Origin of the sequence: Natribaculum luteum (assembly GCF_023008545.1) — an archaeon.
Taxonomy (GTDB): Archaea; Halobacteriota; Halobacteria; order Halobacteriales; family Natrialbaceae; genus Natribaculum; species Natribaculum luteum.
In genome coordinates this window covers 1030262-1051963 of sequence record NZ_CP095397.1, presented here as the reverse complement: position 1 = coordinate 1051963, position 21702 = coordinate 1030262, and the positions used below count along the sequence as shown (strand labels likewise).

The 21702-nt window shown below is 64.8% G+C and carries 26 protein-coding genes, 1 tRNA gene and 1 pseudogene; 18 read left to right on the top strand and 10 right to left on the bottom strand.

What is annotated here, in order from left to right; genetic code table 11:
- Together MU558_RS05440 and MU558_RS05435 are read right to left on the bottom strand one after the other, a co-directional pair.
- Window positions 1–957 carry an electron transfer flavoprotein subunit alpha/FixB family protein gene (locus tag MU558_RS05440; protein ID WP_246972647.1) on the bottom strand — a complete coding sequence of 319 codons (957 nt, stop codon included), beginning with the start codon at window positions 955–957 and terminating at the stop codon, window positions 1–3.
- A complete protein-coding gene (locus MU558_RS05435) occupies window positions 954–1745 on the bottom strand; it encodes an electron transfer flavoprotein subunit beta/FixA family protein (protein WP_246972643.1) in 792 nt (263 codons plus the stop codon). Before MU558_RS05435 ends, MU558_RS05440 begins: the two co-directional genes overlap by 4 nt.
- A gap of 155 nt (window positions 1746–1900) precedes the next feature.
- Between MU558_RS05435 and MU558_RS05430 the strand changes: the two genes are divergently transcribed.
- The 4 genes from MU558_RS05430 to MU558_RS05415 all read left to right on the top strand — a co-directional run bounded on the left by MU558_RS05430 (window position 1901) and on the right by MU558_RS05415 (window position 4554).
- Complete coding sequence (locus MU558_RS05430; protein ID WP_246972640.1) at window positions 1901–2359, top strand: TRAM domain-containing protein; 459 nt, start codon at window positions 1901–1903, stop codon at window positions 2357–2359.
- Between the two features lie 219 nt (window positions 2360–2578).
- Window positions 2579–3037, top strand: a complete 459-nt coding sequence (locus MU558_RS05425; protein WP_246972637.1) for a Tfx family DNA-binding protein — start codon at window positions 2579–2581, stop codon at window positions 3035–3037.
- 67 nt (window positions 3038–3104) lie between these two features.
- A complete protein-coding gene (locus tag MU558_RS05420; RefSeq protein WP_246972634.1) occupies window positions 3105–3890 on the top strand; it encodes an SDR family oxidoreductase in 786 nt (261 codons plus the stop codon).
- A 73-nt stretch (window positions 3891–3963) separates the two neighbouring features.
- On the top strand, window positions 3964–4554 hold the full coding sequence (locus MU558_RS05415; RefSeq protein WP_246972633.1) for a protoglobin domain-containing protein: 591 nt from the start codon (window positions 3964–3966) through the stop codon (window positions 4552–4554).
- 56 nt (window positions 4555–4610) lie between these two features.
- Here MU558_RS05415 and MU558_RS05410 read toward each other — a convergent pair whose 3' ends face one another.
- Both MU558_RS05410 and MU558_RS05405 read right to left on the bottom strand, forming a co-directional pair.
- A complete protein-coding gene (locus MU558_RS05410) occupies window positions 4611–5630 on the bottom strand; it encodes a mannose-1-phosphate guanylyltransferase (RefSeq protein ID WP_246972631.1) in 1020 nt (339 codons plus the stop codon).
- Window positions 5631–5675: 45 nt separating this feature from the next.
- On the bottom strand, window positions 5676–5987 hold the full coding sequence (locus tag MU558_RS05405; protein WP_246972629.1) for a DUF7091 family protein: 312 nt from the start codon (window positions 5985–5987) through the stop codon (window positions 5676–5678).
- Window positions 5988–6117: 130 nt separating this feature from the next.
- Between MU558_RS05405 and MU558_RS05400 the strand changes: the two genes are divergently transcribed.
- The 4 genes from MU558_RS05400 (at window position 6118) to MU558_RS05385 (ending at window position 9622) form a co-directional block, all read left to right on the top strand.
- A complete protein-coding gene (locus tag MU558_RS05400) occupies window positions 6118–7362 on the top strand; it encodes a sulfite oxidase (RefSeq protein WP_246972626.1) in 1245 nt (414 codons plus the stop codon).
- Window positions 7363–7466: 104 nt separating this feature from the next.
- On the top strand, window positions 7467–8396 hold the full coding sequence (locus MU558_RS05395) for a replication factor A (protein WP_246972623.1): 930 nt from the start codon (window positions 7467–7469) through the stop codon (window positions 8394–8396).
- A gap of 1 nt (window position 8397) precedes the next feature.
- A complete protein-coding gene (locus tag MU558_RS05390) occupies window positions 8398–9024 on the top strand; it encodes an RPA family protein (RefSeq protein ID WP_246972621.1) in 627 nt (208 codons plus the stop codon).
- Window positions 9025–9223: 199 nt separating this feature from the next.
- Window positions 9224–9622: a DUF8146 domain-containing protein gene (locus MU558_RS05385; RefSeq protein ID WP_246972620.1), complete on the top strand. Its 399-nt coding sequence runs from the start codon at window positions 9224–9226 to the stop codon at window positions 9620–9622.
- Between the two features lie 11 nt (window positions 9623–9633).
- Here the strand turns inward: MU558_RS05385 and MU558_RS05380 are convergent, their stop codons facing one another.
- Complete coding sequence (locus MU558_RS05380; protein WP_246972618.1) at window positions 9634–10089, bottom strand: DUF5814 domain-containing protein; 456 nt, start codon at window positions 10087–10089, stop codon at window positions 9634–9636.
- Window positions 10090–10235: 146 nt separating this feature from the next.
- On the opposite strand from MU558_RS05380, the gene MU558_RS05375 reads away from it, so the two are divergent.
- Window positions 10236–10307, top strand: a tRNA-His gene (locus MU558_RS05375).
- Window positions 10308–10623: 316 nt separating this feature from the next.
- Here the strand turns inward: MU558_RS05375 and MU558_RS05370 are convergent.
- On the bottom strand, window positions 10624–11811 hold the full coding sequence (locus MU558_RS05370) for a CBS domain-containing protein (protein WP_246972616.1): 1188 nt from the start codon (window positions 11809–11811) through the stop codon (window positions 10624–10626).
- 361 nt (window positions 11812–12172) lie between these two features.
- On the opposite strand from MU558_RS05370, the gene MU558_RS05365 reads away from it, so the two are divergent.
- From MU558_RS05365 to MU558_RS05355, 3 genes are all read left to right on the top strand, one after another.
- A complete protein-coding gene (locus tag MU558_RS05365) occupies window positions 12173–12403 on the top strand; it encodes a MarR family transcriptional regulator (RefSeq protein WP_246972615.1) in 231 nt (76 codons plus the stop codon).
- Between the two features lie 159 nt (window positions 12404–12562).
- Window positions 12563–13093, top strand: a complete 531-nt coding sequence (locus MU558_RS05360) for a 50S ribosomal protein L16 (protein WP_246972614.1) — start codon at window positions 12563–12565, stop codon at window positions 13091–13093.
- Window positions 13094–13275: 182 nt separating this feature from the next.
- A complete protein-coding gene (locus tag MU558_RS05355; protein WP_246972613.1) occupies window positions 13276–14157 on the top strand; it encodes an ATP-grasp domain-containing protein in 882 nt (293 codons plus the stop codon).
- A 31-nt stretch (window positions 14158–14188) separates the two neighbouring features.
- Here the strand turns inward: MU558_RS05355 and MU558_RS05350 are convergent.
- From MU558_RS05350 to MU558_RS05340, 3 genes and pseudogenes are all read right to left on the bottom strand, one after another.
- Window positions 14189–14290, bottom strand: a pseudogene (locus MU558_RS05350) (SDR family oxidoreductase); the annotation flags it as partial.
- A gap of 463 nt (window positions 14291–14753) precedes the next feature.
- The gene (locus MU558_RS05345; RefSeq protein WP_246972612.1) at window positions 14754–15149 is read right to left on the bottom strand and encodes an Hsp20/alpha crystallin family protein; all 396 of its coding nucleotides are present in this window, start codon (window positions 15147–15149) and stop codon (window positions 14754–14756) included.
- Between the two features lie 68 nt (window positions 15150–15217).
- The gene (locus tag MU558_RS05340; protein ID WP_246972610.1) at window positions 15218–16231 is read right to left on the bottom strand and encodes a type II glyceraldehyde-3-phosphate dehydrogenase; all 1014 of its coding nucleotides are present in this window, start codon (window positions 16229–16231) and stop codon (window positions 15218–15220) included.
- Window positions 16232–16414: 183 nt separating this feature from the next.
- Here MU558_RS05340 and MU558_RS05335 point away from each other — a divergent pair, with 183 nt between their 5' ends.
- The 5 genes from MU558_RS05335 to MU558_RS05315 all read left to right on the top strand — a co-directional run bounded on the left by MU558_RS05335 (window position 16415) and on the right by MU558_RS05315 (window position 20030).
- Complete coding sequence (locus tag MU558_RS05335; protein WP_246972608.1) at window positions 16415–16879, top strand: nucleotidyltransferase domain-containing protein; 465 nt, start codon at window positions 16415–16417, stop codon at window positions 16877–16879.
- Between the two features lie 38 nt (window positions 16880–16917).
- Window positions 16918–17874, top strand: a complete 957-nt coding sequence (locus MU558_RS05330) for an aminopeptidase (protein WP_246972605.1) — start codon at window positions 16918–16920, stop codon at window positions 17872–17874.
- Window positions 17875–17987: 113 nt separating this feature from the next.
- Entirely contained in the window at window positions 17988–18371 is a 384-nt protein-coding gene (locus tag MU558_RS05325; protein WP_246972601.1) for a hypothetical protein, read from the top strand.
- A 53-nt stretch (window positions 18372–18424) separates the two neighbouring features.
- Window positions 18425–19078 carry an HVO_0476 family zinc finger protein gene (locus MU558_RS05320; RefSeq protein ID WP_246972598.1) on the top strand — a complete coding sequence of 218 codons (654 nt, stop codon included), beginning with the start codon at window positions 18425–18427 and terminating at the stop codon, window positions 19076–19078.
- A 217-nt stretch (window positions 19079–19295) separates the two neighbouring features.
- Window positions 19296–20030 (top strand): protein-L-isoaspartate O-methyltransferase family protein, encoded by a 735-nt coding sequence (locus MU558_RS05315; RefSeq protein ID WP_246972596.1) that lies wholly within the window; start codon window positions 19296–19298, stop codon window positions 20028–20030.
- Here MU558_RS05315 and MU558_RS05310 read toward each other — a convergent pair.
- Window positions 20027–20479: a DUF7382 domain-containing protein gene (locus tag MU558_RS05310; RefSeq protein ID WP_246972594.1), complete on the bottom strand. Its 453-nt coding sequence runs from the start codon at window positions 20477–20479 to the stop codon at window positions 20027–20029. The genes MU558_RS05315 and MU558_RS05310 overlap by 4 nt on opposite strands.
- A gap of 75 nt (window positions 20480–20554) precedes the next feature.
- Here MU558_RS05310 and MU558_RS05305 point away from each other — a divergent pair, with 75 nt between their 5' ends.
- Window positions 20555–21604 (top strand): ATP-binding protein, encoded by a 1050-nt coding sequence (locus tag MU558_RS05305; RefSeq protein ID WP_246972592.1) that lies wholly within the window; start codon window positions 20555–20557, stop codon window positions 21602–21604.
- Window positions 21605–21702 lie beyond the last annotated feature (98 nt).

The window sequence follows — 21702 nt, the reverse complement described above, 5'->3', positions numbered from 1 at the left end:
CTACTGGAACTCCTCGGTGAGCGCGGGGACGACGTCGAAGAGGTCGTCGTGGATGGCGTAGTCGGCGATGTCCATGATCGGCGCGTTGGGGTCGGTGTTGATCGCGACGATCGTCTCGGAGCCTTTCATCCCGGCGACGTGCTGGACCGCCCCGGAGATGCCGATCGCGACGTAGACGTCGGGCGTGACGACTTTCCCGGACTGGCCGACCTGGCGGTTCGGCGGGAGCCAGCCGTTGTCGACGATCGGGCGCGAGGAGGAGACCGTCGCGTCCATCGCCTCCGCGAGGTCGAAGATCAACTCGAGGTTCTCCTCTTCGTCGATGCCGCGGCCGACGCTGACGAGGACGTCGGCGTCGGTGATGTCGACGTCGCCGCCGGCGACTTCTTCGAAGCCGGTGACGGTCGAGCCGACTGCGTCCTCGTCGATTTCGACGTCGAAGGACTCGACGGTGGTGTCGCCGGTTCCCTCGGCGGCGGGCCACTCGCCGCTGCGGATCGTGACGACGGCGGCGTCGGCGGCGACTTCGGTCGTCGTCTCGACTTTGCCGCCGTACATCTCGCGGGTGGCGACGAGGGTGTCGCTGTCGACCGCGAGGTCGACGACGTCGGTGACGAGCGGGAGGTCGAGGCGGTTGGCGACGGCGGGGGCGTAGTCGAGACCGTTGACGCTGTTCGGTGCGAGCACGTACTGCGGGGCGAGCGCGTCGTACAGCTGGGAGATCGTCTGGGTGTAGACGTCGTGGTTGAACTCCTCGCCGTAGTCGACGGTGTGGACGGCGTCGACGCCCTCGCGGTCGAGTTTCTGGGCGTACTCGTCGACGGGGCCGCTGATGACGGCGACGTGGAGGTCGCCGCCGGTCTCGTCGGCGAGGTCGCGGCCGGCCGAGAGCAGTTCGTAGCTGACGTCGCGCAGTTCGCCGCGGCGGTGGTCGGCGATCGCGAGGACGTCGCTCATGCTTCCACCCCCTTCTCGCGAAGCAGGTCAGCGAGATCGCCGGCGGTCTCCTCGGCGCTGCCTTCGAAGACGGTGACGTCGGTCTCGGTCTCGGGTTCGTACATCTCGGTCAACTCGAGGTCGCCGTCGACGGCACCGTCGTCGACGCCGAGGTCGGCGAGCGACTGGTGGTCGAGGGGTTTGCGCTGTGCCTGGCGGATGCCCCGGAGGCTGGCGTAGCGAGGCTCGTTGATCCCGGTCTGGATCGTGAGCACGGCCGGCAGGTCGAGGTCGGTGAGTTCCTCGACGCCGCCCTCGAGTTCGCGGCGGACGCTGGCCGTTCCGGCGTCGGGGTCGACCTCGAGGTTGTTGACGACGGCGGCCCACTGGGTGTCGATCGCGTCGGCCAGGGAGACGCCGGTGGCGCCGAAACTGTCGTCGCCGGACTGGACGCCCGTGAGCACGAGGTCGGGGTCCTCCTCCTCGACGACGGCCTGGAGGATTTCCGTCTTCGCACCGACGTCGAGCAGGTCGACGTCGGCGAGGGCGTCGTCCCAGACGCGGATGGCGCGGTCGGCACCTTTGGCGAGTGCCTGGCGGATGGTCTGTTCGGCGTCTTCGGGACCGATCGTGACCGTGACGACTTCGTCGGCGATGCCGTCTTCCTGGAGCCGGACGGCGGCTTCGATGGCGTAGTCGTCCCACTCGTTTAAGTCGGCACCGAGGAACCGCTCGTCGATCGCGGTTCCGTCGATCTCGAACTCGTCTTCGACGGTCGCGACCTCCTTGACCGTAACGAGAATCTTCATCATTTTCGAATGCGGTCCCACCCCCCGTAAACGTTTTCGAAACGGCGATTCCCGAGTTACCGGTTTGTTTTCGCGACGGCCGTAACGCTCCGTATACTGGCACTGACCGGCTCCAAGACGCAAGCGGTTTAACGACGCCGCGGGTAGTAATGTCTATGGCAGACTGCCCACTCGCGGACGACTGTCCGAGTTTCTCGGAACGCATTTCCGGAATGGGGTGTCAACACTACGGCGACCGCGGCGGGAAAGAATGGTGTAACCACTACAACCAGCCGATCGAGGACCTCAAAACCCAGCCGGTCAAAGCCGGCGAGGAGGTCGTCGTCGACGTCGAAGACATCCACGAGAGTGGCGCCGGCGTCGGGCGGACGGAAGACGGATTCATCGTGATGGTCGACGGCGTTCTCCCCGACGCCCGCGCCCGCGTCGAGATCACGCAGGTCCACAACAACCACGCCCGCGCCGAGGAACTCGAGCGCCTGCCCATGGACCCTGACGACGCCGAGGAGGGCGAACCCGCAGACGCCGACGCCAACGCCGACGGAGACGCCGACGAAGACGAGAAACCACCCCGCGAACGCCTCGGCAGCCGCGAGAACTTCTGGGGTTCGTAATCACCTGCCCTCGAGTGGGTAGTTTTTTCCGTAGCTTGCTCACCGTCTGCCGGCCGGGTCGACTGCTGTCTGCTGCCATCGGTTTCTATCGTCTTCTTGCTCACGGCTGACAACCGGCGAGTCGTCTCTCAGACGACGACGACCGTGGAAGCTTTGGGTTCGCCGTCACGTACGAGTACGTATGGACTCGCGACCCGTGGAACGCCGGAGGCGGTCGCCGTGATCGACGACGTCGACGAGATGCTCGAGGGGATCGGCTTCGATCCGGAGACCAGCGTTCTGACCAGACGGCAGGCACAGGTACTCGCGCTTCGCGAACAGGGCGTCTCGCAGGCCGAGATTGCCGACCAGCTCGGCACCTCGCGAGCGAACGTCTCGTCGATCGAGGGAAGCGCTCGAGACAACCTCGCGAAGGCACGGGAGACGGTGGCGTTCGCGGAGGCGTTGCGCGCACCGGTTCGAGTTCACGTTTCCGAGGGGACGGACCTCTACGACGTCCCACAGCAGGTGTACGACGCCTGCGACGAGGCGGGCGTGAAGGTGGGCCACTCCGCGCCCGACCTGATGAAGATCATCAGCGACGCCGCCGGGAACGCGATCAGCGGCCGACAGGTCACCACGGACCTCGTCGTCGGCGTCACGACGGACGGACTCGTTCGCGTGCGCCGGCCCGAGTAGCCATTCGGGGCTTCGCGGGTCGCGTTCTGCCCCCGAGAGATATGTACCGCGACGGCGTCCGTTCCCTATGGATCTGGGACTCGACGGAAACGCAGCGCTGGTGACGGCGAGTTCTAGCGGCCTCGGGCTGGCGAGTGCGACCGCCCTCGCACGCGAGGGTGCGGACGTCGCGATCTGCAGTCGGGACGTCGATCGCCTCGAGGACGCCCGGGAACGCCTCGAGGGGATGGCGTCGGGTCGGGTCGTCGCCCGGCAGACCGACGTCACCGACCCCGACCAGGTCGCGGCGCTCGTCGACGAGACCGTCGCGGAATTCGGCGGACTGGACCACCTCGTCACCTCGGCCGGCGGCCCGCCGAGTACGACGTTCCTCGAGACCACGGAACGCCAGTGGTACGAGACCTACGATCTGCTGGTGATGAGTGTCGTCTGGACGATCGAGAACGCCCACCCGCACTTACTCGGGTCCGAGGCGGGGACGATCGTCTGTATCGCCTCGCGGACCGTCAGGGAGGCCGCCGACGGCCTGGTGCTCTCGAACGCGGTTCGCCGAGGCGTGACCGGGCTCGTCCAGACGATCTCGCGGGAGTTCGCCCCCGAAATCCGGGCCAACGCCGTTCTGCCGGGGACGATCGAGACGCCCCGGATCGAAGAACTGATCGAGGCCCGCGTCGACCGTGGCGTCTACGACGACTACGAGGATGGGCTCGCGGCGATGGCGAGTGACGTTCCGATGGACCGCATCGGCGACCCCGGGGAACTGGGTGAGGCCGTCGCCTACCTCTCGAGCGAGCGGGCGAGTTACGTCAACGGCGTCGAGTTTCCGATCGACGGTGGATTGATGCGCGGCTAACTCGAGGCGCGAGACGCGACCGCCACCGTGGTTTATGGTATCACGCGTGGTCCGAGTGACGGAGGTAAATCCAATGAGTACCGACGAGATACCCGGCTACGCGCTGGGCGACGAATCGATCCCCGAGGCGCCGATCGACGAGGAGGCGTTCGACCGACTCAAGCAGTCGGTGATGTTCACCGAGGAAGACGAGGAGTACCTGCGGATGGCCGGCGACGTCCTCGAGGACCAGACCGACGAGATCCTGGATCTGTGGTACGGCTTCGTCGGCGACCACGACTTCCTGCTGTACTACTTCACGGACGGCGAGGGGAATCCGGACGAGGAGTACCTCGACCGGGTCCGCGCCCGCTTCGAGCAGTGGATCCTCGATACGTGTGATACGCCCTACGACGACGAGTGGCTCGCCTACCAGTTCGAGATCGGCCGGCGACACCACCGCTCGAAGAAAAACGAGGCCGACGACGCCGACGCCGTTTCTCACATCCACCTCCGGTACGTCGTCGGGTTCATCTATCCGATCACGGCGACCATCCGCGAGTTCCTCGAGAACGGCGATCACACGGACGAGGACGTCCAGAAGATGTACCACGCCTGGTTCAAGTCGGTCGTGCTCCAGGTGGCCCTCTGGAGTTATCCGTACGTCGACGAGGACGACTGGTAGCGCGGCTCCGACTGCAGTCGACGGACTCCATCGGAATCACGCCGATTCCGTCCGCGTCAAAACTCGCCTTCTTCGCGCAGGCGCGAGACGACCTCTCGGACGCGCTCGGCGTCGTCCCGCGACGCGACGAGGAGTCGGTCGTCGAACGCGGCGACGATCAGGTCCTCGACGCCGACGAGCGAGACGTGCGTCTCGGGAGCGGCGACGACGTTGCCCGTGGCGTCGACCGACAGCACCGCGTCGTCGTCGAGGCGGACGTTCTCGTCGTCCCCTCCCTCGAGTATCGTGCCGATCGAATCCCACGTCCCGAGGTCGTCCCACTCGACCGAAAGCGGCGTGACGGCGGCCCGATCGGTTCGCTCCATGATCGCGTAGTCGACGCTCTCCGGGTCGACGGCGGCGAACGCGGCCTCGAGGTCGCCGTCCTCGAGCGCCGACAGCATCGGCTCCAGTGGCGAACGCCGGGCCTCCCGCAACAGCGCCTCTGGCGTCCACGCGAAGATGCCGGCGTTCCAGTAGGCGTCGCGCTCGAGCAACCGCGTGGCCGTCTCGCGGTCCGGTTTCTCTCGAAATTGCGAGACGGGTGCGTATCCGTCTGCCGTCGGGTCGTCCTCGGGGACGACGTAGCCGTAGCCCGTCGCCGGTCGCGTCGGCGCGACGCCGAGCGTGACCAGATCTCCGGTGTTGGCGGCGATCCGGGCCGCCCGCTCGAGCGCTCGTGTGAACGCCAGGTCGTCGCCGACGTGGTGGTCGCTCGGCAGACAGACGAGGACCGCGTCGTCGACCTGCTCGCGGAGTCGCCACGCCGCGTAGACGAGCGCCGGGCCGGTGTCTCTCGGTGCGGGTTCGACCAGCACTCCCACGTCGGGCGCGAGTTCGCGAACGTCGTCGGCGAACGCCTCACGCGTGAGCACGTACCGCTCGTCCGCGAAGCCGACGCGCTCGAGCGTCCGCGAGAGCAGGGATGTCTCACCCGCGAGAGCGTGAAACTGCTTCGGACGGTCGCTCCGACTCGCGGGGTACAGTCGCGTTCCGGTCCCGCCGGCGAGGACGCAGGCGACGATCGGCCGATCCATGCCAGCGATTCACTCCGGTCGGGGAAAACAGTTCGCGGCCGCCCGTCACCACGTCTCGATCCGTCCCTCGTGGACGTCCTCGACGCAGCCCTCACAGTCGGGGTGGCCCGCCTCGTAACACGCCGGACGGAACTCCTCGTCGAGTTTCGCCGCCCGCCGTTCGGCGTACCGGCGACAGACGATCTTCGCACGCCCCGCGTCGTCGGTCGGCAGCCCACGGGCGTTTCGGGCGACCTGGTACGCCTCGCGGGCCTCCTCGAGTTGTCCGTCGGACGATCTGCGAAACTCCTCGTACTGCTGGCCTGCCTCCCGAAGTTTCGAACGGAGAAAGCGCTCGAGTCGACGACGATCCGCCATTATCGTTCCGTTGAACGGGCGACCACATAGTCCCGTCGCCGGTACCCCGCTGAGACTGGCGGGAACGAGGTCGACGGCCCCACCGCCTCTCGTAGCGAAAGATTTTCTTTCTTCGTGTTGCATGCCACCTATGGCCACAGACCAGTCTCGAGCGAGCCGCCACGACGAGATCGAGGCGATCCTCGAGCGAAAGGGCGGCGTCCGAGAGACGCGAGACGAGGAAGACAAGTACACCGTCGTCGGCGCGGCCAGCAGGCGGACCTACGCCAACTGGCTGACGCCCGTCGAAGAACACTTCGTCTGCCATCGCAACGACATCCCCGACGCCGAGGCTGACTCGTGGACCGTCTCGTTGGCCGGGGGACTCGAGGGCGAGTACACGCTGGCGGAACTCAAAGACGAGTTCCCGACGGTCGCGGTCGCACACACGATGGAGTGTGCCGGCAACGGTCGCGGACAGCACCGCCCGGAGACAGGGAGCGTCCAGTGGGGCTACGAGGCCGCCGGAACGGCCGTCTGGACGGGGACGCCGATCAGATCCGTGGTGCGCGACCAGCTAGATAGCGCAGTCGACGACGCGTGGCTCACGGCCGTCGGCGGCGATCCGTCGGACGGCGAGGACGTCTTCGCGCGGTCGATCCCGCTCTCGAAGGCCGTCGACGACTGCATCCTCGCCTACGAGATGAACGGCCAGCCGCTGCCGCCCGAACACGGGTTCCCTGTTCGAGTGATCGTCCCCGGGTGGTACGGCGTAAACAGCGTCAAGTGGGTCGATGAGCTGCGGCTCATGGACACGATGGTCGTCGAAAACTCGCTCGATCGACCCGGCGAACACGCCTACTGGCAGCAGGAAGCCTACCGGCTCCACCCCGCCGACGTCGAACCCGAGTCGAACGAGACCGTCGAGACGGTCGACACGTGGGACCAATTCGAGGCTGGCGAACCGGAACACCCGTACACGTTCGATCAGACCGTGATGTCCGTCATCGGAGCGCCCGACGGCGAGTCGCCCGTCTTCGTTTCCGACGACGAGACGGTCGAGATTACGGGCGTGGCGTGGGCCGGCGACGACGACGTCACGCAGGTCGAGGTGTCGACCGACGGCGGCGACACCTGGGACGCTGCGGAGCTGTTCGGTCCCGACTACGCGGGCGCGTGGCGTCTGTTTCGCTACGACTGGGAGGCGACGCCGGGAACGCACGTCCTCGCGTCGCGTGCGACCGACGAACGGGGCCGGCGACAGCCGATGCGAATCTCGAACCCCGACGCGTGGCGGGACGCGCTCGAGGACGACGAGTTCCCCTGGAACGAGGGCGGCTACGCCGCGAACGCGGTCGAACCGAACGCCGTCGAAGTCGACGTCGAGTCGCCGTAGTCGCCGTTTGCCGTTCACTTTCACTCCGGTCCCGGCAGTTTAAATACGATCGGGAGCGAAACGCGGTATGCCTCCCATCGAGACACAGGAGGAGGCGTGACAGTATGAGCGACGTACGACAGCACGCGGAAGACATACACGAGCAGTTTTCGGACCACCTCGACGTCGACGTCGAGGACGTCGAAGGACGACTGACGACGCTCGTCGACGAGTACAAAGTACCGATCGACGAGGCGCGACGCAGCGTCACCAACCACTACCTCGACGAGGCGGGCTTAGAGCGCGACGACCTCGCCGGCAGCGCCAGCCAGGAGGCCAGCGTCGAGGACGTGGACGAACCCGAACAGTGGATCGACCTCACCGCGAAGGTGATCGAACTCTGGGAACCCCGTAGCGACTCTATCGCACAGGTCGGCCTGCTGGGCGACCCCACGGGCACGATCAAGTTCACCAAGTGGGCCAAATCGGACCTGCCCACGCTCGAGGAAGGTGGCGTCTACCGGCTTCGCAACGTCGTCACCGACGAGTACCAGGGCCGGTACTCGGTCAAACTCAACTCGACGACGGTGATCGAGGAACTCGACGAGGACCTCGAGGTCGGCAACGACACGAGCGAGGTCGAGGGCGCACTCGTCGACATGCAAAGCGGGAGCGGCCTGATCAAACGCTGTCCCCACGAGGGCTGTACTCGCGTCCTCCAGAACGGGCGCTGTAGCGAACACGGCGAGGTCGAAGGCGAGTTCGACCTCCGGATCAAAGGCGTCGTCGACGACGGCATCGACGCACACGAGGTCATCTTCGACAAGGAGGCCACCGAGGCGCTGACCGGGATCAGCCTCGAGGAAGCCAAGGAGATGGCGATGGACGCGCTGGATACGACCGTCGTCGCAGACGAGATCGCCGAGAAGATCCTCGGAACGTACTACCGTGTCGAGGGCCCGACGTTCGGCCGCTACGTCCTGGCGGACGAGGTCGAGGAACTCGACGGGCCAGTCGACGGGGAAGAACTGCTGATCAAAGCGAGGTCGATGTGACATGAGTCAGGCACAACTCACCCGCGAAGTCGCCCGTCGCGTCTTCGCCTCGGAGTTCAACGATTCGACGTATACGTTCAAAGAAAGCGACGACGAGCGCGCACCTAACTACGCGCTGTTGCCGACCGGCGACCGTGCGAACCGCGTGTTCGTCGTCGGGACGCTCACCGAAACCGAAGACGTCGGCGACGAGAGCGAGTACTGGCGCGGCCGCGTCGTCGATCCGACGGGGACGTTCTTCGTCTACGCCGGCCAGTACCAGCCCGAAGCCGCCTCGGTGCTTCGGGAGACCGAACCGCCGGCGTACGTCGCCGTCGTCGGCAAACCCCGGACCTACGAACCCGAAGACGGCACGATCAACGTCTCGGTCCGTCCCGAGACGATCGCCGTCGTCGACGATGCGACGCGCGACCGCTGGGTCGTCGAGACCGCCGAACGAACGCTCGAGCGGATCGAGGCGTTCGAGGAGTGGGAAGCCGAGCAGGCGGATCCCGAAGGAGCTTCGACTGCATCCAGCAACGAGTACGCCCAGATGGCCCGCGAACGGTACGACTCGCCCGTCGAGAACTACCGTCGCGACGTGATCCAGGCACTCGAGAGCCTAGAGGAGACGGAAGCGACGCCCTGATCGACCGACACGACACACCACCATCCACCACCTGCCGTTTTCGATCGACCGAGTCGTCTCGAGTGATCGCTCCGATCGCGAGACGCAACCGATCGAGCAGACCTGGCGGTGAATTCGACTGCGTTCGTACGGATATCCCATCTGCAGAGCAGTCAGTCTGACGAACGATTAAGTAGCCACCGTACGGAATACAGATACCATGGGCAACAAGAACAAGACGATCTCGTTTCGGGTGAGCGAGGACGCGTTCGAGGCGCTCCAGGACATCGCCGAAGAGCGCGACATCTCGTTGTCCGCGGTCTTCCGGGATTACGTCGACATGCTGGTCGAACACGACGGCCAGGTCTCGGTCGTCCCCGAGTCCGAACTCGAGGACCGCAAGCGAGAGAGCGAAGAGCCGTCGTTTCCGCCGACCGTCGAGGTACCCAAGAGTTTCGTCCGCGAACACGAACGGCTCGAACTCGAGGCCGAACACCTCCGCGAGCAGCTCGAAGAACACAAAGCCTACGTCGCCGACCTCCGGGAACGACTGGATTCCGAAGAACGAGACGTCCTGTTTCTCGACGATCTCGACGACGAACCCTATCAGCTGCGCTGAGACGCGAGTCTCTACCGTTCGAGGTCCCGCTTTGCCCGCCTGATCTCGTCGCGTTTTTCTCCGTCGCCTTCCACGCCTGCCAGTCCTTCGGCCGCCTCGAGCGTCCTGACGGCGTCGTCGAGAAACGAGAGCACGTCGCCGGGGTAGGCATAGACCATGTAGTCGTCGCTCATCACGTCCACGATGGCGTCTGGACCGAGCCCCTGGGCGCGCAACTCGAGCAGGTACCGCATGAACTTCCGTTCCGGACAGCCACAGTAGGGGTTGTTGTCACAGTCACAGTCGAGAAAGTCCTGTGCGAAGTCGAGCACCCGCTCTCTGGTGGCATCGTCGAGCTTCTCGAGCCCCTCGCCCTGAAAGAGGATGTCGAGGGTTGCACCCTTGAACGCCCCCTTGGGGATGTTGGTCTCGAGCTGGGAGCTGAGCTGGCGGTGGTTTTTGACGTAGATCTTGTCGGTGATGGCCACGCGTTGGCGGAACTACTCGTGCCGTCGGGAAAAGCGTCGCGGATGGCACGTACTCGAGTGAGGGGTGCCCGGTAGGGATTCACACGCCGTCGCCGATAGCGTAACGTATTTCAGGAACTCGTCGACTACGTACTGTTGCAAGCGCGTCCGGGTTGGGGTAGTGGTTATCCTTCAGCCTTGTGGAGGCTGAGACGCGGGTTCGATTCTCGCACCCGGACTTCCTGCGGCGAACAAATTCGTGAGCCGCAGGAATCCTCAGAGAATCGAACCCTGGAAGTCGCAGCGCCGAGCGAAGCGAGGCGACCGTCTTCCTTCGGTTCGATTCTCGCACCTGGACTTTTTCCGACGACTTCATGGAGGAGTCATAATGGTTGCTGTGACTGGTTACTGGGGCGACGCAAGACGGGTCACGGTTACCCCGGAGCTGACTCGCATCCGTTATATTCGTCTTCGAAACCGTCGTCTCATCACCTGGTAGACGTCGTAAAACCGACGTGAGAGTCTCGAGGATCAGTCTCAGTCTCAGTCTCAGTCTCAGTCTGCAGGCTGGCCTCGCTCGAGCGGGTCGATCGCACCGCTTTGCTTGATGATGTCCATGGCGGTCATGATGTCCGTCCGGGTGATGAGTCCGATCAGGTTCCCGTCGTCGACGACGAGCAGGCGGCCGATGTTCTCCTGTTGCATGCGCTCGATGGCGGTCATCGCGTCCGCGTCGGGCTCGATCGTCTGCAGGTCCGTCGTCATGACGTCGTCGACCGTGTAGGCGTCCCGTTCGACGGGGTCGATCTCCTGGGCGTCGTCGAGCGTCACGAGGCCGGCGAGGTGGCCGTTCTCGAGGACGGGATAGCCCGTGTGGCGCTCGCTGAACATCCGGCGGACGAGGTCGGCGACGCTCGTCTGTGGGCTGACGGTGTGCAGGTCTCGAGAGCGCGTCATGATGTCGCTGACGGTGACGCCCTCGAACGCGGCTTTCATCGTCACCTGCTGGGCTTCGCTCGATGCGCCGATGTAGACGAAAAAGGCGATGCCGATGAGGATGATGTTGAACGCGAACAGCCCGAACAGCCCCATCAGCAGGGCGAAGAGTTTGCCCACGTTCGCTGCCTGCTGGGTCGCCTGCGCGTAGGGCTGGTTCCGGGCGAGCAGCGCTCGCAGGACGCGTCCGCCGTCCATCGGGAACGCAGGGAGCATGTTGAAGATCGCGAGTGCGACGTTCAACACGGCGAGGTAGCCGAGGACGAACAGCGCGCCGTTGAGCGTCGCCGCCGACGCGGCATCGCCGAGGACGGACGGGGTCAGCAGAAACAGGCTGTAGGAGACGATCCCGATGAGGACGCTCACGATGGGACCGGCAATGGCGATGTTGAGCTCCTGTCGCCAGTTCTCGGGCATTTCCGAGAGGGCGGCGATGCCGCCGAACAGCCAGAGTGTGATCGAGTCGATCGGAAACCCATAGCGCTGTGCGGTCAGCGAGTGGCCGAGTTCGTGGAGGACGACGCCGACGAACAGCCCGATCGCCGCGACCAGTCCAAGTATCCACGGCGTCACGCCGGTGGTCAGCGCCTCGGTCGCGATTCCGGCATCCCAGACGTCGTTGAGAACGCCGGTGATCGGCTCGACCTGCGCACCGATCAGGTACGCGAACAGTGGAAGAACGAGCAGGAACGTCAGATCGAGCTTGATCGGGATGCCAAACAGCGATCCGATCCTGAAACTCTTCATGCTGCGAGGTAGTGGTGGCAACGCCTTAAACACGCTGCCGTACGGGCCTCCTATTGCCGTTTGGCTTCCGTCGACGTCGGCCCGTGATCTCGACATTTGATACCGTACGTCTTTCGGAAGTTGATAACATATCACTCGCGGTGGAATTATATGCGAGAACGTGGTAGCCCCTCTGCAGACGTCGGAATGACAAATCCGGTCGGGAAGTGCCCCGAACACCGGATCTCCCTCCCGTTTTCGGATCGATAATCCGTCAGTTCGCACCCTCCTTATATCTGTATAACCAAACTAATATAGACTAGCTCATATCCATGCACTTGGGCATAGATTTATATTGAGGGGCGGAGTTCGTGTAGATACAATGATGGAACAGCAACTCACCACAACGAACCTCGAGCCAATCCCGGACGACCTGCAGTCACCACAGGCGAAGCTCGTGTACCTCTACATCGAAGCTGCCGATGGCGCAACGGTCGATGATCTGGCCCAGGCGCTCACGATGAAGAAGATCGCGATCCTGAGCGTGCTGAACTCGCTGTCCTCGGACGCTCTCGTCGAGAAAGACGGCGACCGCTACGTCGTCGCGAACTGATTCTGTCGGCATCCGTGTTGTCGGTCGTCGGCGAGTGGTTACGCGCCGGAATCGGATTGGCCAGACGTCTCGATCTCGAACAGTGTCTCGTCTCTGTCGGCGTCGCTGACGCTTCGAAGGCTTTATCCGCGCGGTAGGCTTCGCTTTGGGTAAGTAACTATGGCCGACAAACCCGCCTCCATGTACCGGGAGATCAGTAAACCGGCCTACACGCGCCGTGAGTACATCACTGGGATCCCGGGTTCGAAGATCGCACAGCACAAGATGGGTGACATCGGGGCCGACTCCGACGACTACCCCGTCCAGATCAGCCTCGTCCTCGAGGAGGAGTGCCAGATCCGCCACGGGTCGCTCGAGGCCTCGCGTCTCTCCGCGAACCGCCACATGCTGAAAAACGCAGGTGAGGGCAACTACAAGATGATCCTCCGGAAGTTCCCCCACCACGTCATCCGCGAGAACAAGCAGGCGACGGGTGCGGGTGCAGACCGTGTTTCCGACGGGATGCGCCAGGCGTTCGGGAAGATCGTCGGCACCGCCGCACGGATCCAGCAGGGTGAACGCCTCTTTACGATCTGGTGTGACGTCGACGACGCCGACTTCGCCAAGGACGCGCTCCGTCGCGCCTACAACAAGATCTCGCCGCCGTGTCGGATCGTCGTCGAGAAAGGCGAAGAGAAGCTGATCGCGTAAGACCACGTCCTCTCCGTTCGTCTCGTCCGGCAGCGACTGCACCGTCCGGCGTGCCGCCGGTCGACGACTCGAGAGACTCACTTTCGTTTCCGAGAGCGCTGCTTTTTCTGCTTGGCTGTTCGCCCGATCTGAACGCCGTCTCTCATCTGCATCTTTTTGCCGTCGGACTCGCAGGTACGCGTATGATCGACCTCGCCGTCGTAAATCGGGAGGAGACCTTCGAGCGGATGCGTGAACCGCTCGCAGAGCGGGGTATCCAGATTCATCACGTGCGCGTGCGCGAGCGCACGATTCCACTGGGGGGAGACGCGCCGTGGTCGCCGGACGAGTTCGACGTCGGCTTCGTCTACCCCGGGCGGCTGATGGAAGGCGGCGTCGCGGACGCGCTTCTCGCGGTGCCGTGGCTCAACGGCCGCGACGCCGTCGTGACCTCGCGGAATAAAGCGGAAGTACTGGCACGTCTCGAGCGTGCTGGCCTCCCCGTACCCGAGTCAGTCTACGTCTCGAACGCCGTCGACGAGTCCGACCTCCGTGCAGTCTTCGAACGGTTCGATCCGCCGGTGGTGGTCAAACCGAACTCGACGACGCGCGGCGCCGGAGTCGCGAAAGCCCACGACCTCGACTCCTTTCTCGGCATCTGTGACTATCTCGGGCTAGTCCACGACTACCGGGCGACGGGCGACAAGTCGTTTCTCGTCCAGGAGTACCTCCCCGGCGCCGTCGACTATCGGGTGATGGTTCTCGAAGGAGAGTACGTCGGCGCGGTCGAACGTCGATTGCCCGACGGTGCACGCGCCGATGGTCGGTGGAAACACAACGTCCACCGTGGAGCGGAAGCGACGGGGGCCGACCTGCCGGCCCCCTGGCGGGAGATCGCCGAGTCAGCGGCCCGTGAACTCCAGATCCCGTTTCTCGGCGTCGACTTGCTCGTGACGGACGATCGAGTCGTCGTCAACGAGACGAACGCCCGGCCGACGATCGACGCGGCGACGAAGTACGAACCGGGGTTCTACGATCGGCTGGCAAGTGCGATCGACCGCCGAGTCCGTCAGGAGACGTCGTAGGTCGTCTGCGATCCGCCTGGTTTTCGCCGAACTAGCTCGTGTTCCGGGCGCCTCCGTCGACGAGCAGCGACTCGGCGGTCACGTGACCTGCCATGTCGCTGACGAGGAACGCGGCGGCGTTGGCGACGTCCTCGGGCTGGCCGAGCTTTCACAGTCTCGGTCGGACTGACCTTCGCCGGTATGCAACCGATCGCGGTATTCGACGGTGCAGCGATAACCGATGTGTTATAGTATACTCCTGGACAACACGATTCATACATCGATCGCACTCGAACGGCCGTCGCCGCTGGCGATGGGCCGTGAGACGCGATCGAGTGTTCAGTGACTGTTGTCCGGCAGTATAACAACTGAAACGGGTTACACACTGCTCGCAACGGAGCGGCCAGTACTGGCCGCCGAGTCACGAGCAGGTGTGCAACGACTGTCAGTAGCTACTATAGTCTTGCTCGCTCTCGGCTCGCTCTCGTCGCCCTCGGCGCGGGCGCGGGTGGTTTACGTCGCTGCTCTCCTCGGCGGCAACTGATACGGTCTGTTGTAAGTTTGTCTGATCGCCAATGCGTCTGCTTGCCGGCGGAAAAACGACCGCCGCCGTTCGTTTATTCGAGGTCGATACCGGCAGACTGGTCGGCGGGCTCGAAGACGACCTCGAGGACGCCGTTGTTGTACGTGGCGGTAGCGGTGTGTTCGTTGACCCGGCGGGGTAGGGTGACGCGTTCGTCGTACTCGCGGTGGTCGCTTCGAGCGGAGATCGTGAGCGTCTTGCCGTCACACTCGAGGTCGATGTTCTGTTTTTCGACGCCAGGGAGGTCGGCGACGACGCGGATTTCGTCGTCGGCGTCGTGGACGTCGACGTGGGTGTCAGTGCCGAATCCGGTGTCGACGCTCGTGCTCGATTCGAAGTTCATGTCCGCGCCGCTCATCATCTCGTTCATCATCCGTTCGATCTCGCGAAAGAGATCGTCGAAGGGGTCGTCGCGGTCGTCTCGGCGCATAGACGTGTATAGCTGCCGACGCGGCAAAAACTTTCTGTCGGCGCTAGTTGTTGTGTTGCTGAATCGTCTCAGAGGCCGATTCCGAGCGCGTCGTCGGTCGTCGTCGTGCTCTCTTCGGCGTCGGCGAGTCCGCTTACCGCGCGGATCGCGTCGACGTTCTCGGGGACGACGTCGGACTCCTGGTGGATGCCCTGGAAGAGGTAGAGGTCGCGACCGACGGTGGAGATCGACTCCTCCCAGATGCAGTTCTCCCAGAGGTCGCCACGCGGCCGGCCGGCGTCGAGTGCGTACTCTTTGAGCTTGCCGCTGCCGTCGATCGCCAGCGCTTCCGGGATCAAGAAGAGTCGGCTCTCGTCGGCCAGCAACTCGCGAACCTCGTCTTCGTCGACGTCCTCCTCGAGCGTGACGTTCAAGCTGTGCATGTGCATCAGCGTCGCGGGAACCTTCATCCCGAGCGTGTCGATGTCGAGGTCGGGGAAGATGGTGTTGACGTCGGGACCGTGGTGGGAGGGAACGGTGACGGGATTCGGGAGGATGTCGTTGATCGGGCCACGAGAGGTCTGGCCCGGATCGCCGCCGCGACGAACCAGCGTCGCCCGGACCTTCTCGACGCCGTAGGCCTCGCGAAGCGGTGAGACGACCCGCGAGAGCCCCGTCGTGTTACAGGAGACGACCCGGACGTGGTCGGCGTCGACCGCCTCGGAGAAGTTCGAACGGGCGTTGAAGCTGACGTCCGCGACGTCCGCGTCCTCGCCGCCCTGGTAGAGCGCCGGCGTGTCGTACTTCTCGTACAGTTCCTTGTTCTGCGCGCCGATGCCCGACGGCGTTGCGTCGACGACGACGTCGGCCTCGTCGACCAGTTCCTCGACCTGACCGGCGGTCTCGAGTCCGGCCTCGGCGAACTGGTCTGCGCGTTCCTCGATCGCCGCGTACAGCGGGTACCCCTTCTGGATGGCCGTCTCGGCCTCGAAGTTCGGACGCGTCTTCGCGACGCCCAGTACTTCCATGTCCGGTTGTTCGCGGACGGCGTCTGCGACGCGTTTCCCAATCGTCCCGTAGCCATTGATGGCGACCTGTAGCATGTACCCGAGAATCCAGTACCGAGTCGGATAACCGTTTCGAGCCTTCTCTGCCGTATTTTACTCGCTCTAGAGTTTCTATCTTCGTCTCGCGTCAACGCTCGAACCGGATACCGTAACTCGGTTTCCGTACTCTCGTCCTCGTTCCGGCATCATTATCGTACCTGGGTCCTGATATCATCACACATGGTGGTGCAGTCTCACCTCGAGGCGCTTCGAACGATCCACGAGACCTGTACCGACGGAAACGTGACGTGGGCGCTGACCGGCAGCCTGAGCTTCGCGCTCCAGGGCGTTCCCATCGAGCCCGACGACGTCGACGTCCAGACGACCGAAGCGGGAGCCTACGAACTCGAGCGACGACTCTCCGACGCCGTCGTCGACCCGGTGTCACTCGAATCGAGCGACGGGATCCGATCACACTTCGGCGCGTTCGACCTCGCGGGCGTCCGCGTGGAGGTGATGGGTGCTCTCCAGAAACGAGCCGACGGCGTGTGGGAACCTCCAGTGGACGTCACCGACCATCGCCGCTGGATCACCGTCGACGGGCTCGACGTTCCCGTTCTCTCGCTCGAGTACGAGGCGAACGCCTACGAGCGACTGGGTCGACACGAGCGGGCAACACTGCTGTCCGAGTACGCAGATCGATAGAAGGGAAGACCTATCCTGTCGCTGCCCCACGTTGGACCATGAGCGATCTTCGCACTTCGGCCGAGACGGCCGTCCGCCAGTGTCTGAACCTCACCGAAAACGAGTCCTGCGTGATCGTCACCGACGACGACCGCCTCGAAATCGGCGAGGCGCTGTACGAGGTCGCAAGCGAGATCACCGACGACGCCGTCGTCGTTCGCTATCCACCGGGTGAGACCCACGGAGCGGAACCGCCGGAACCAGTCGCGGCGGCGATGGCAGGTGGCGACGTCGTCCTCGCGCCGACGACGAAGAGCCTCAGTCACACCCGTGCACGCACGGAAGCGAACGAGGTCGGCGCTCGCGTCGCCACGCTCCCCGGCATCACCGAGGAGGTGTTCACCACCGGACTCGACGCCGACTACGACTCCATCGCGACCCACTGCGAGGAGGTCAGAGAGCAGGTCGACGACGCCGACGAAATCCGCGTGACGACGGCGCTCGGAACCGACGTCACCTTCGGCATCGGCGATCGGCAGTTCCTCTCGGATACCGGCATCGTCCACGAACCTGGACAGATGTCGAACCTCCCCGCCGGCGAGGTGTTCGTCAGTCCCGAGACGGCCGACGGCACGTTCGTCGTCGACGGGACGATGATGCCCCACGGGCTGCTCGCCGACGGAGAGACGCTCACCTTCGAGGTCGAGGACGGCTCCGTCACCGATATCTCCGACGACGACATCCGCGAGACGGTCGAGAACGCGGCCGACGAGGTCGGCGACGCTGCGTACAACCTCGCCGAACTCGGCATCGGGACGAACGTCGCCGTGACGGAACTCGTCGGGTCGGTCTTGCTCGACGAGAAAGCGGCCGGCACGATCCACATCGCGATCGGCGACGACGCGGGAATCGGCGGCGATACCGAGGCCCCGATCCACCTCGACGGGATCGTTCGCGATCCGACCGTCTACGCCGACGGGACCGAAGTCGCGCTACCGGAACCCGAGAGCCAGTAGCGCAGGCGACTCCTCCCGTCGGACGCGAGACGGGGGACGGGCGGCCGAACGCACACTCTTTGCACCGGAGTGGATCATCACGTTTTTCACTTCGAAGTGATAGATCTGGTCCGGTGGTCGGAGTGACTACGTCACGGGAACGCCTCGAACGGCGCGGATGGGACGTCGTCTACGTCCCCCACGCCGAGATCGAGGCGTACAACGCCTGTTACCGCGTCGAATACGACGGCGAGCGGATCTATCCGCCGGCCGCAGACGACCTCGAGATTCCGCTCGACGAAATCTGGATCTCGGAACGCTGGCGACCCTACGAGCGGTTCGTCCTCTATCACGAACTTCGCGAGATCGAGTATCGCGCTCGGGGCGACTCTGTCGAGGAGGCCCACCGCAACGCAGAGCGCGATGAACTCGCCCTCTGGCGGCACAACCCGCGGTGGAAACAGATGAACGAGGCATTCGGTGTCGGACGCGAGCACCTGTCCCACCCGACCGACTGACGGTCCACTCGCCGTCCAATCGCCTTTTACGCCCGCGGCGTCTACGCCGGACCATGACCGAAGTCCCGGACCGAATTCCGACGCCGTGCCCGGCGTGTTCTCCCGATCTCGAGACGGTCCACGAAGTCCTCTCGTCCGGCGGCGGTGCGCTCACTGTCCGCTGTAGCGAGTGTGGACACGTCCACAAGGTACAGCCAGAACGCGAACGCGAAGTGACCCTCGACGTCGTCGTCTCCCAGGACGGAGAGTCGTTCACCGCGAACGTCACCACGCCGGCCGAGGAGACCATCGAAGTCGGCGACGAGTTCATCCTGGAGACCAAGGAAGTGCTCTCGACCGTTCGCGTCACCAGCCTCGAGGTCGACCACCACCGTCGCGTCGAGGAGGCGGGTGCCGAGAAGATCGAGACCGTCTGGACCCGCGAGGTCGACAACGTCGGCGTCAACGTCACGATCCACCCGCAGGACGGCTCACGCGACGACAGTCGAAGCACCACCATCTACGTCCCTGGCGACTACGAGTTCGAGGTCGGCGAAGTCGAGGAGTTCGGCGACGACGAGTTCGAGATCGACGCGTTCGTCGTCCGCGGCGACGCCTCGGGTTACGACCGCGACCGGTACGAACAGGACGGTGACGTCGCCTTCGCGAAGGACGTCAAACGTGTCTACGCGTTCGACCAGACGACGTCCGCCTGGTCTGCCTGGTGACGCCGGAGACCTGGTCTCCGCCGTGATAACGATAGCTGTGAGTCTGTACCGCCGCAACCACGAACCGGCTTGCGGTTGCGTCGGCAACCAGTCACAGCCATCATTATGAGCCGTGCTCCAGCCCAGCGCCGACCCCGATCAAAATCGCCAGACTGCGTCGGGGCAGGAACGACCACGCAAGCGCGCCATTGATTAGCGTCGGACCAGTATCTCGCCTATGGACCTCGCGGTACTGCGAGAGGACATGGTCGACAGTCTCGCACACGAGACCAAGGCCATCCTCGAGGACGAGGCAGTCGGCGTCGCCATGCGCGACGTCCCCCGCCACGAATTTCTCGACGACGAGCGACTCGCCTACGCAGACCGCGAACACGAACGCCTTGGGACCCGCGTTCTCGCTCCGAGCACCGTCGCCCGTCTACTGCAGGCACTCGAGGCCCGCGACGGCGACTCCGTTCTCGTCGTCGGCGTCGGCGTCGGCTACACCGCCGCAGTCGTCGCCGAACTCGTCGGCGAGACCAACGTCCACGCCGTCGACATCGCCCGTCCGGTCGTCTACGAAGCCAGGGAGAACCTCTCTCGAGCCGGTTACGACGGCGTCCTCGTCGACTGCCGGGACGGCGCTTACGGTCTCCCGGAGTACGCGCCGTTCGATCGCATCCTCGTCGAGGCCGCCGCGATCGATCCGCCGCGTGCGCTTCTCGAGCAGCTGTCCGACGACGGACGGCTGGTCTTCCCGCGAGGCGGTCACCGCCAGCGCCTCGAGGCGACCGACGCCGACGGCTCTCGCGAGACGTTCGGTGCCGTCTCGTTCGACCCGCTGCTCGTCGAGGGCGAACAGTCGGGGGCGCTCGAGCGCAACCGGACCGCCCGGGAAGACCTCGAGTTCGCCCGGCGGCGTGCCGAGTCACGTCGCGGCTGGGAGCAAGACTGGATCGAGTGGGACGGCTAGTTTTCGACGACGACGATCTCGTTGTTCCCCTGGTCGTCGACGTAGTCGCTGTCGGTCGGCGGGACGACCTCGACCTCGAGCGTGCCGGTTCGTTGACCGTGAGCGAGCTCGGGCTCGAGTTTGAGCCCCACTTCGCCGTCTTCGTTCGTCTCCCCCTGTGGTGTCCCGTCGAGTCGCGCCGAGCCGCCCATCACGATCACCGTCGCGTCTTCGACGGCCTGGCCGTCGTCTCCGAGCACAGTGAGCGTGACGGTCGTGTCGGTATCCGCGTCGATGGTCACAGGGTCGGCGTCGACGTCGACCTCGGTCGAGGAGAGGCCACCGAGTCCCGAGAGCATGTTCATCATGATGCCGAGACTCGCGACGCCGACGACGAGCGCGATCACGAGTCGGATCGGCAGTCCTTCTATCGCACGATCGTCGTCCGCGAACGGATGTTGTAACCGCATAGCCAGATTGGCCGCCCGATCGTATATAAACCCGCGACCGAGGGTTCAAGTACGAACGCACGGCCACCCCCGACCGTGACGTTCGTGATCGGTCGTGACCGAGACGCAGGGGCCACGGGTGCGCTGGGCCGTTACAGGGCACTCGACGGGAGCGACGGTGCCCCGCTGTCGCTCGACCTCGACGGCCCCCACGCGGTGTTGATCGTCGGCAAGCGCGGCTACGGCAAATCCTACACGCTCGGCGTCGTCGCCGAGGAACTCGCGCGTGCACCCGGCGTCGCCCCCGTAATCGTCGACACGGTGGGCGTTTTCGACACGCTCGCGGATCCGGCCGACGGCGAGCCGGTTCCGGCCACTGTGATCGATTCGCCCGCTGTTTCCCCGTCCGCGCTCGATCCGCGCTCGTGGTGTGTTCTTCTCGGACTCTCGCCGGAAAGCGGCGCTGGTGGCCTGCTCTGGCAGGCCACAGCCGCCGAAACGACGCTCGAGGACGTTCGCGACCACGTCGAGTCGGCCGACGCACCTGCGGTCGACCGGCGGTCTGCGGCAAATCACGTCGACCTCGCCGCCTCGTGGGGCGTCTTCGACGACGACGGTCTCGCGGCGACCGATCTCGGTGGATCGGAGGTGACCGTCGTCGACGTCTCGGGACTCGACGCCGCGCCGATGAACGCCGTCGTCAGCGGGATCGGCGACGCCCTGTATCGGGCACGCGTCGACGAGACGATCGCCAGACTCCCCTGGTTGTTACTCGACGAAGCTCACGCGTTCTTCGACGGCGTCGCCGCGTCGACGCTTCGAACGATTCTGACACGTGGCAGGACACCTGGCGTCAGCCTCGTCGCCGCCACGCAGCGACCGAGCGCGATCCCCGACGTCGGCATCTCGCAGTCGGACGTCGTCGTCTCGCATCGGTTGACTTCGCTGGCCGACATCGAGGCGCTCGAGCGCGCTCGTCCGTCGTACGTGCAGTCGTCGCTCGCCGATCGAATGCCGACGGCACCAGGCGAGGTCGTCGTCGTCGACGACGCGACCGAAACCGTTCACGCAGCGACGATTCGCCGACGGGACACGCCACACGGCGGCTCGAGTCCACGAGCGAGCGAACAGGCTCCAGGGTGGTAGCTATTCGTACTCTCTCGACACGCTTCCGGGAAAAAGCTGGGGGGTGGGGGGATGGCGACAGTCTGTCCGAGATCGCCAGATGCGGCTACGCGCTGGCA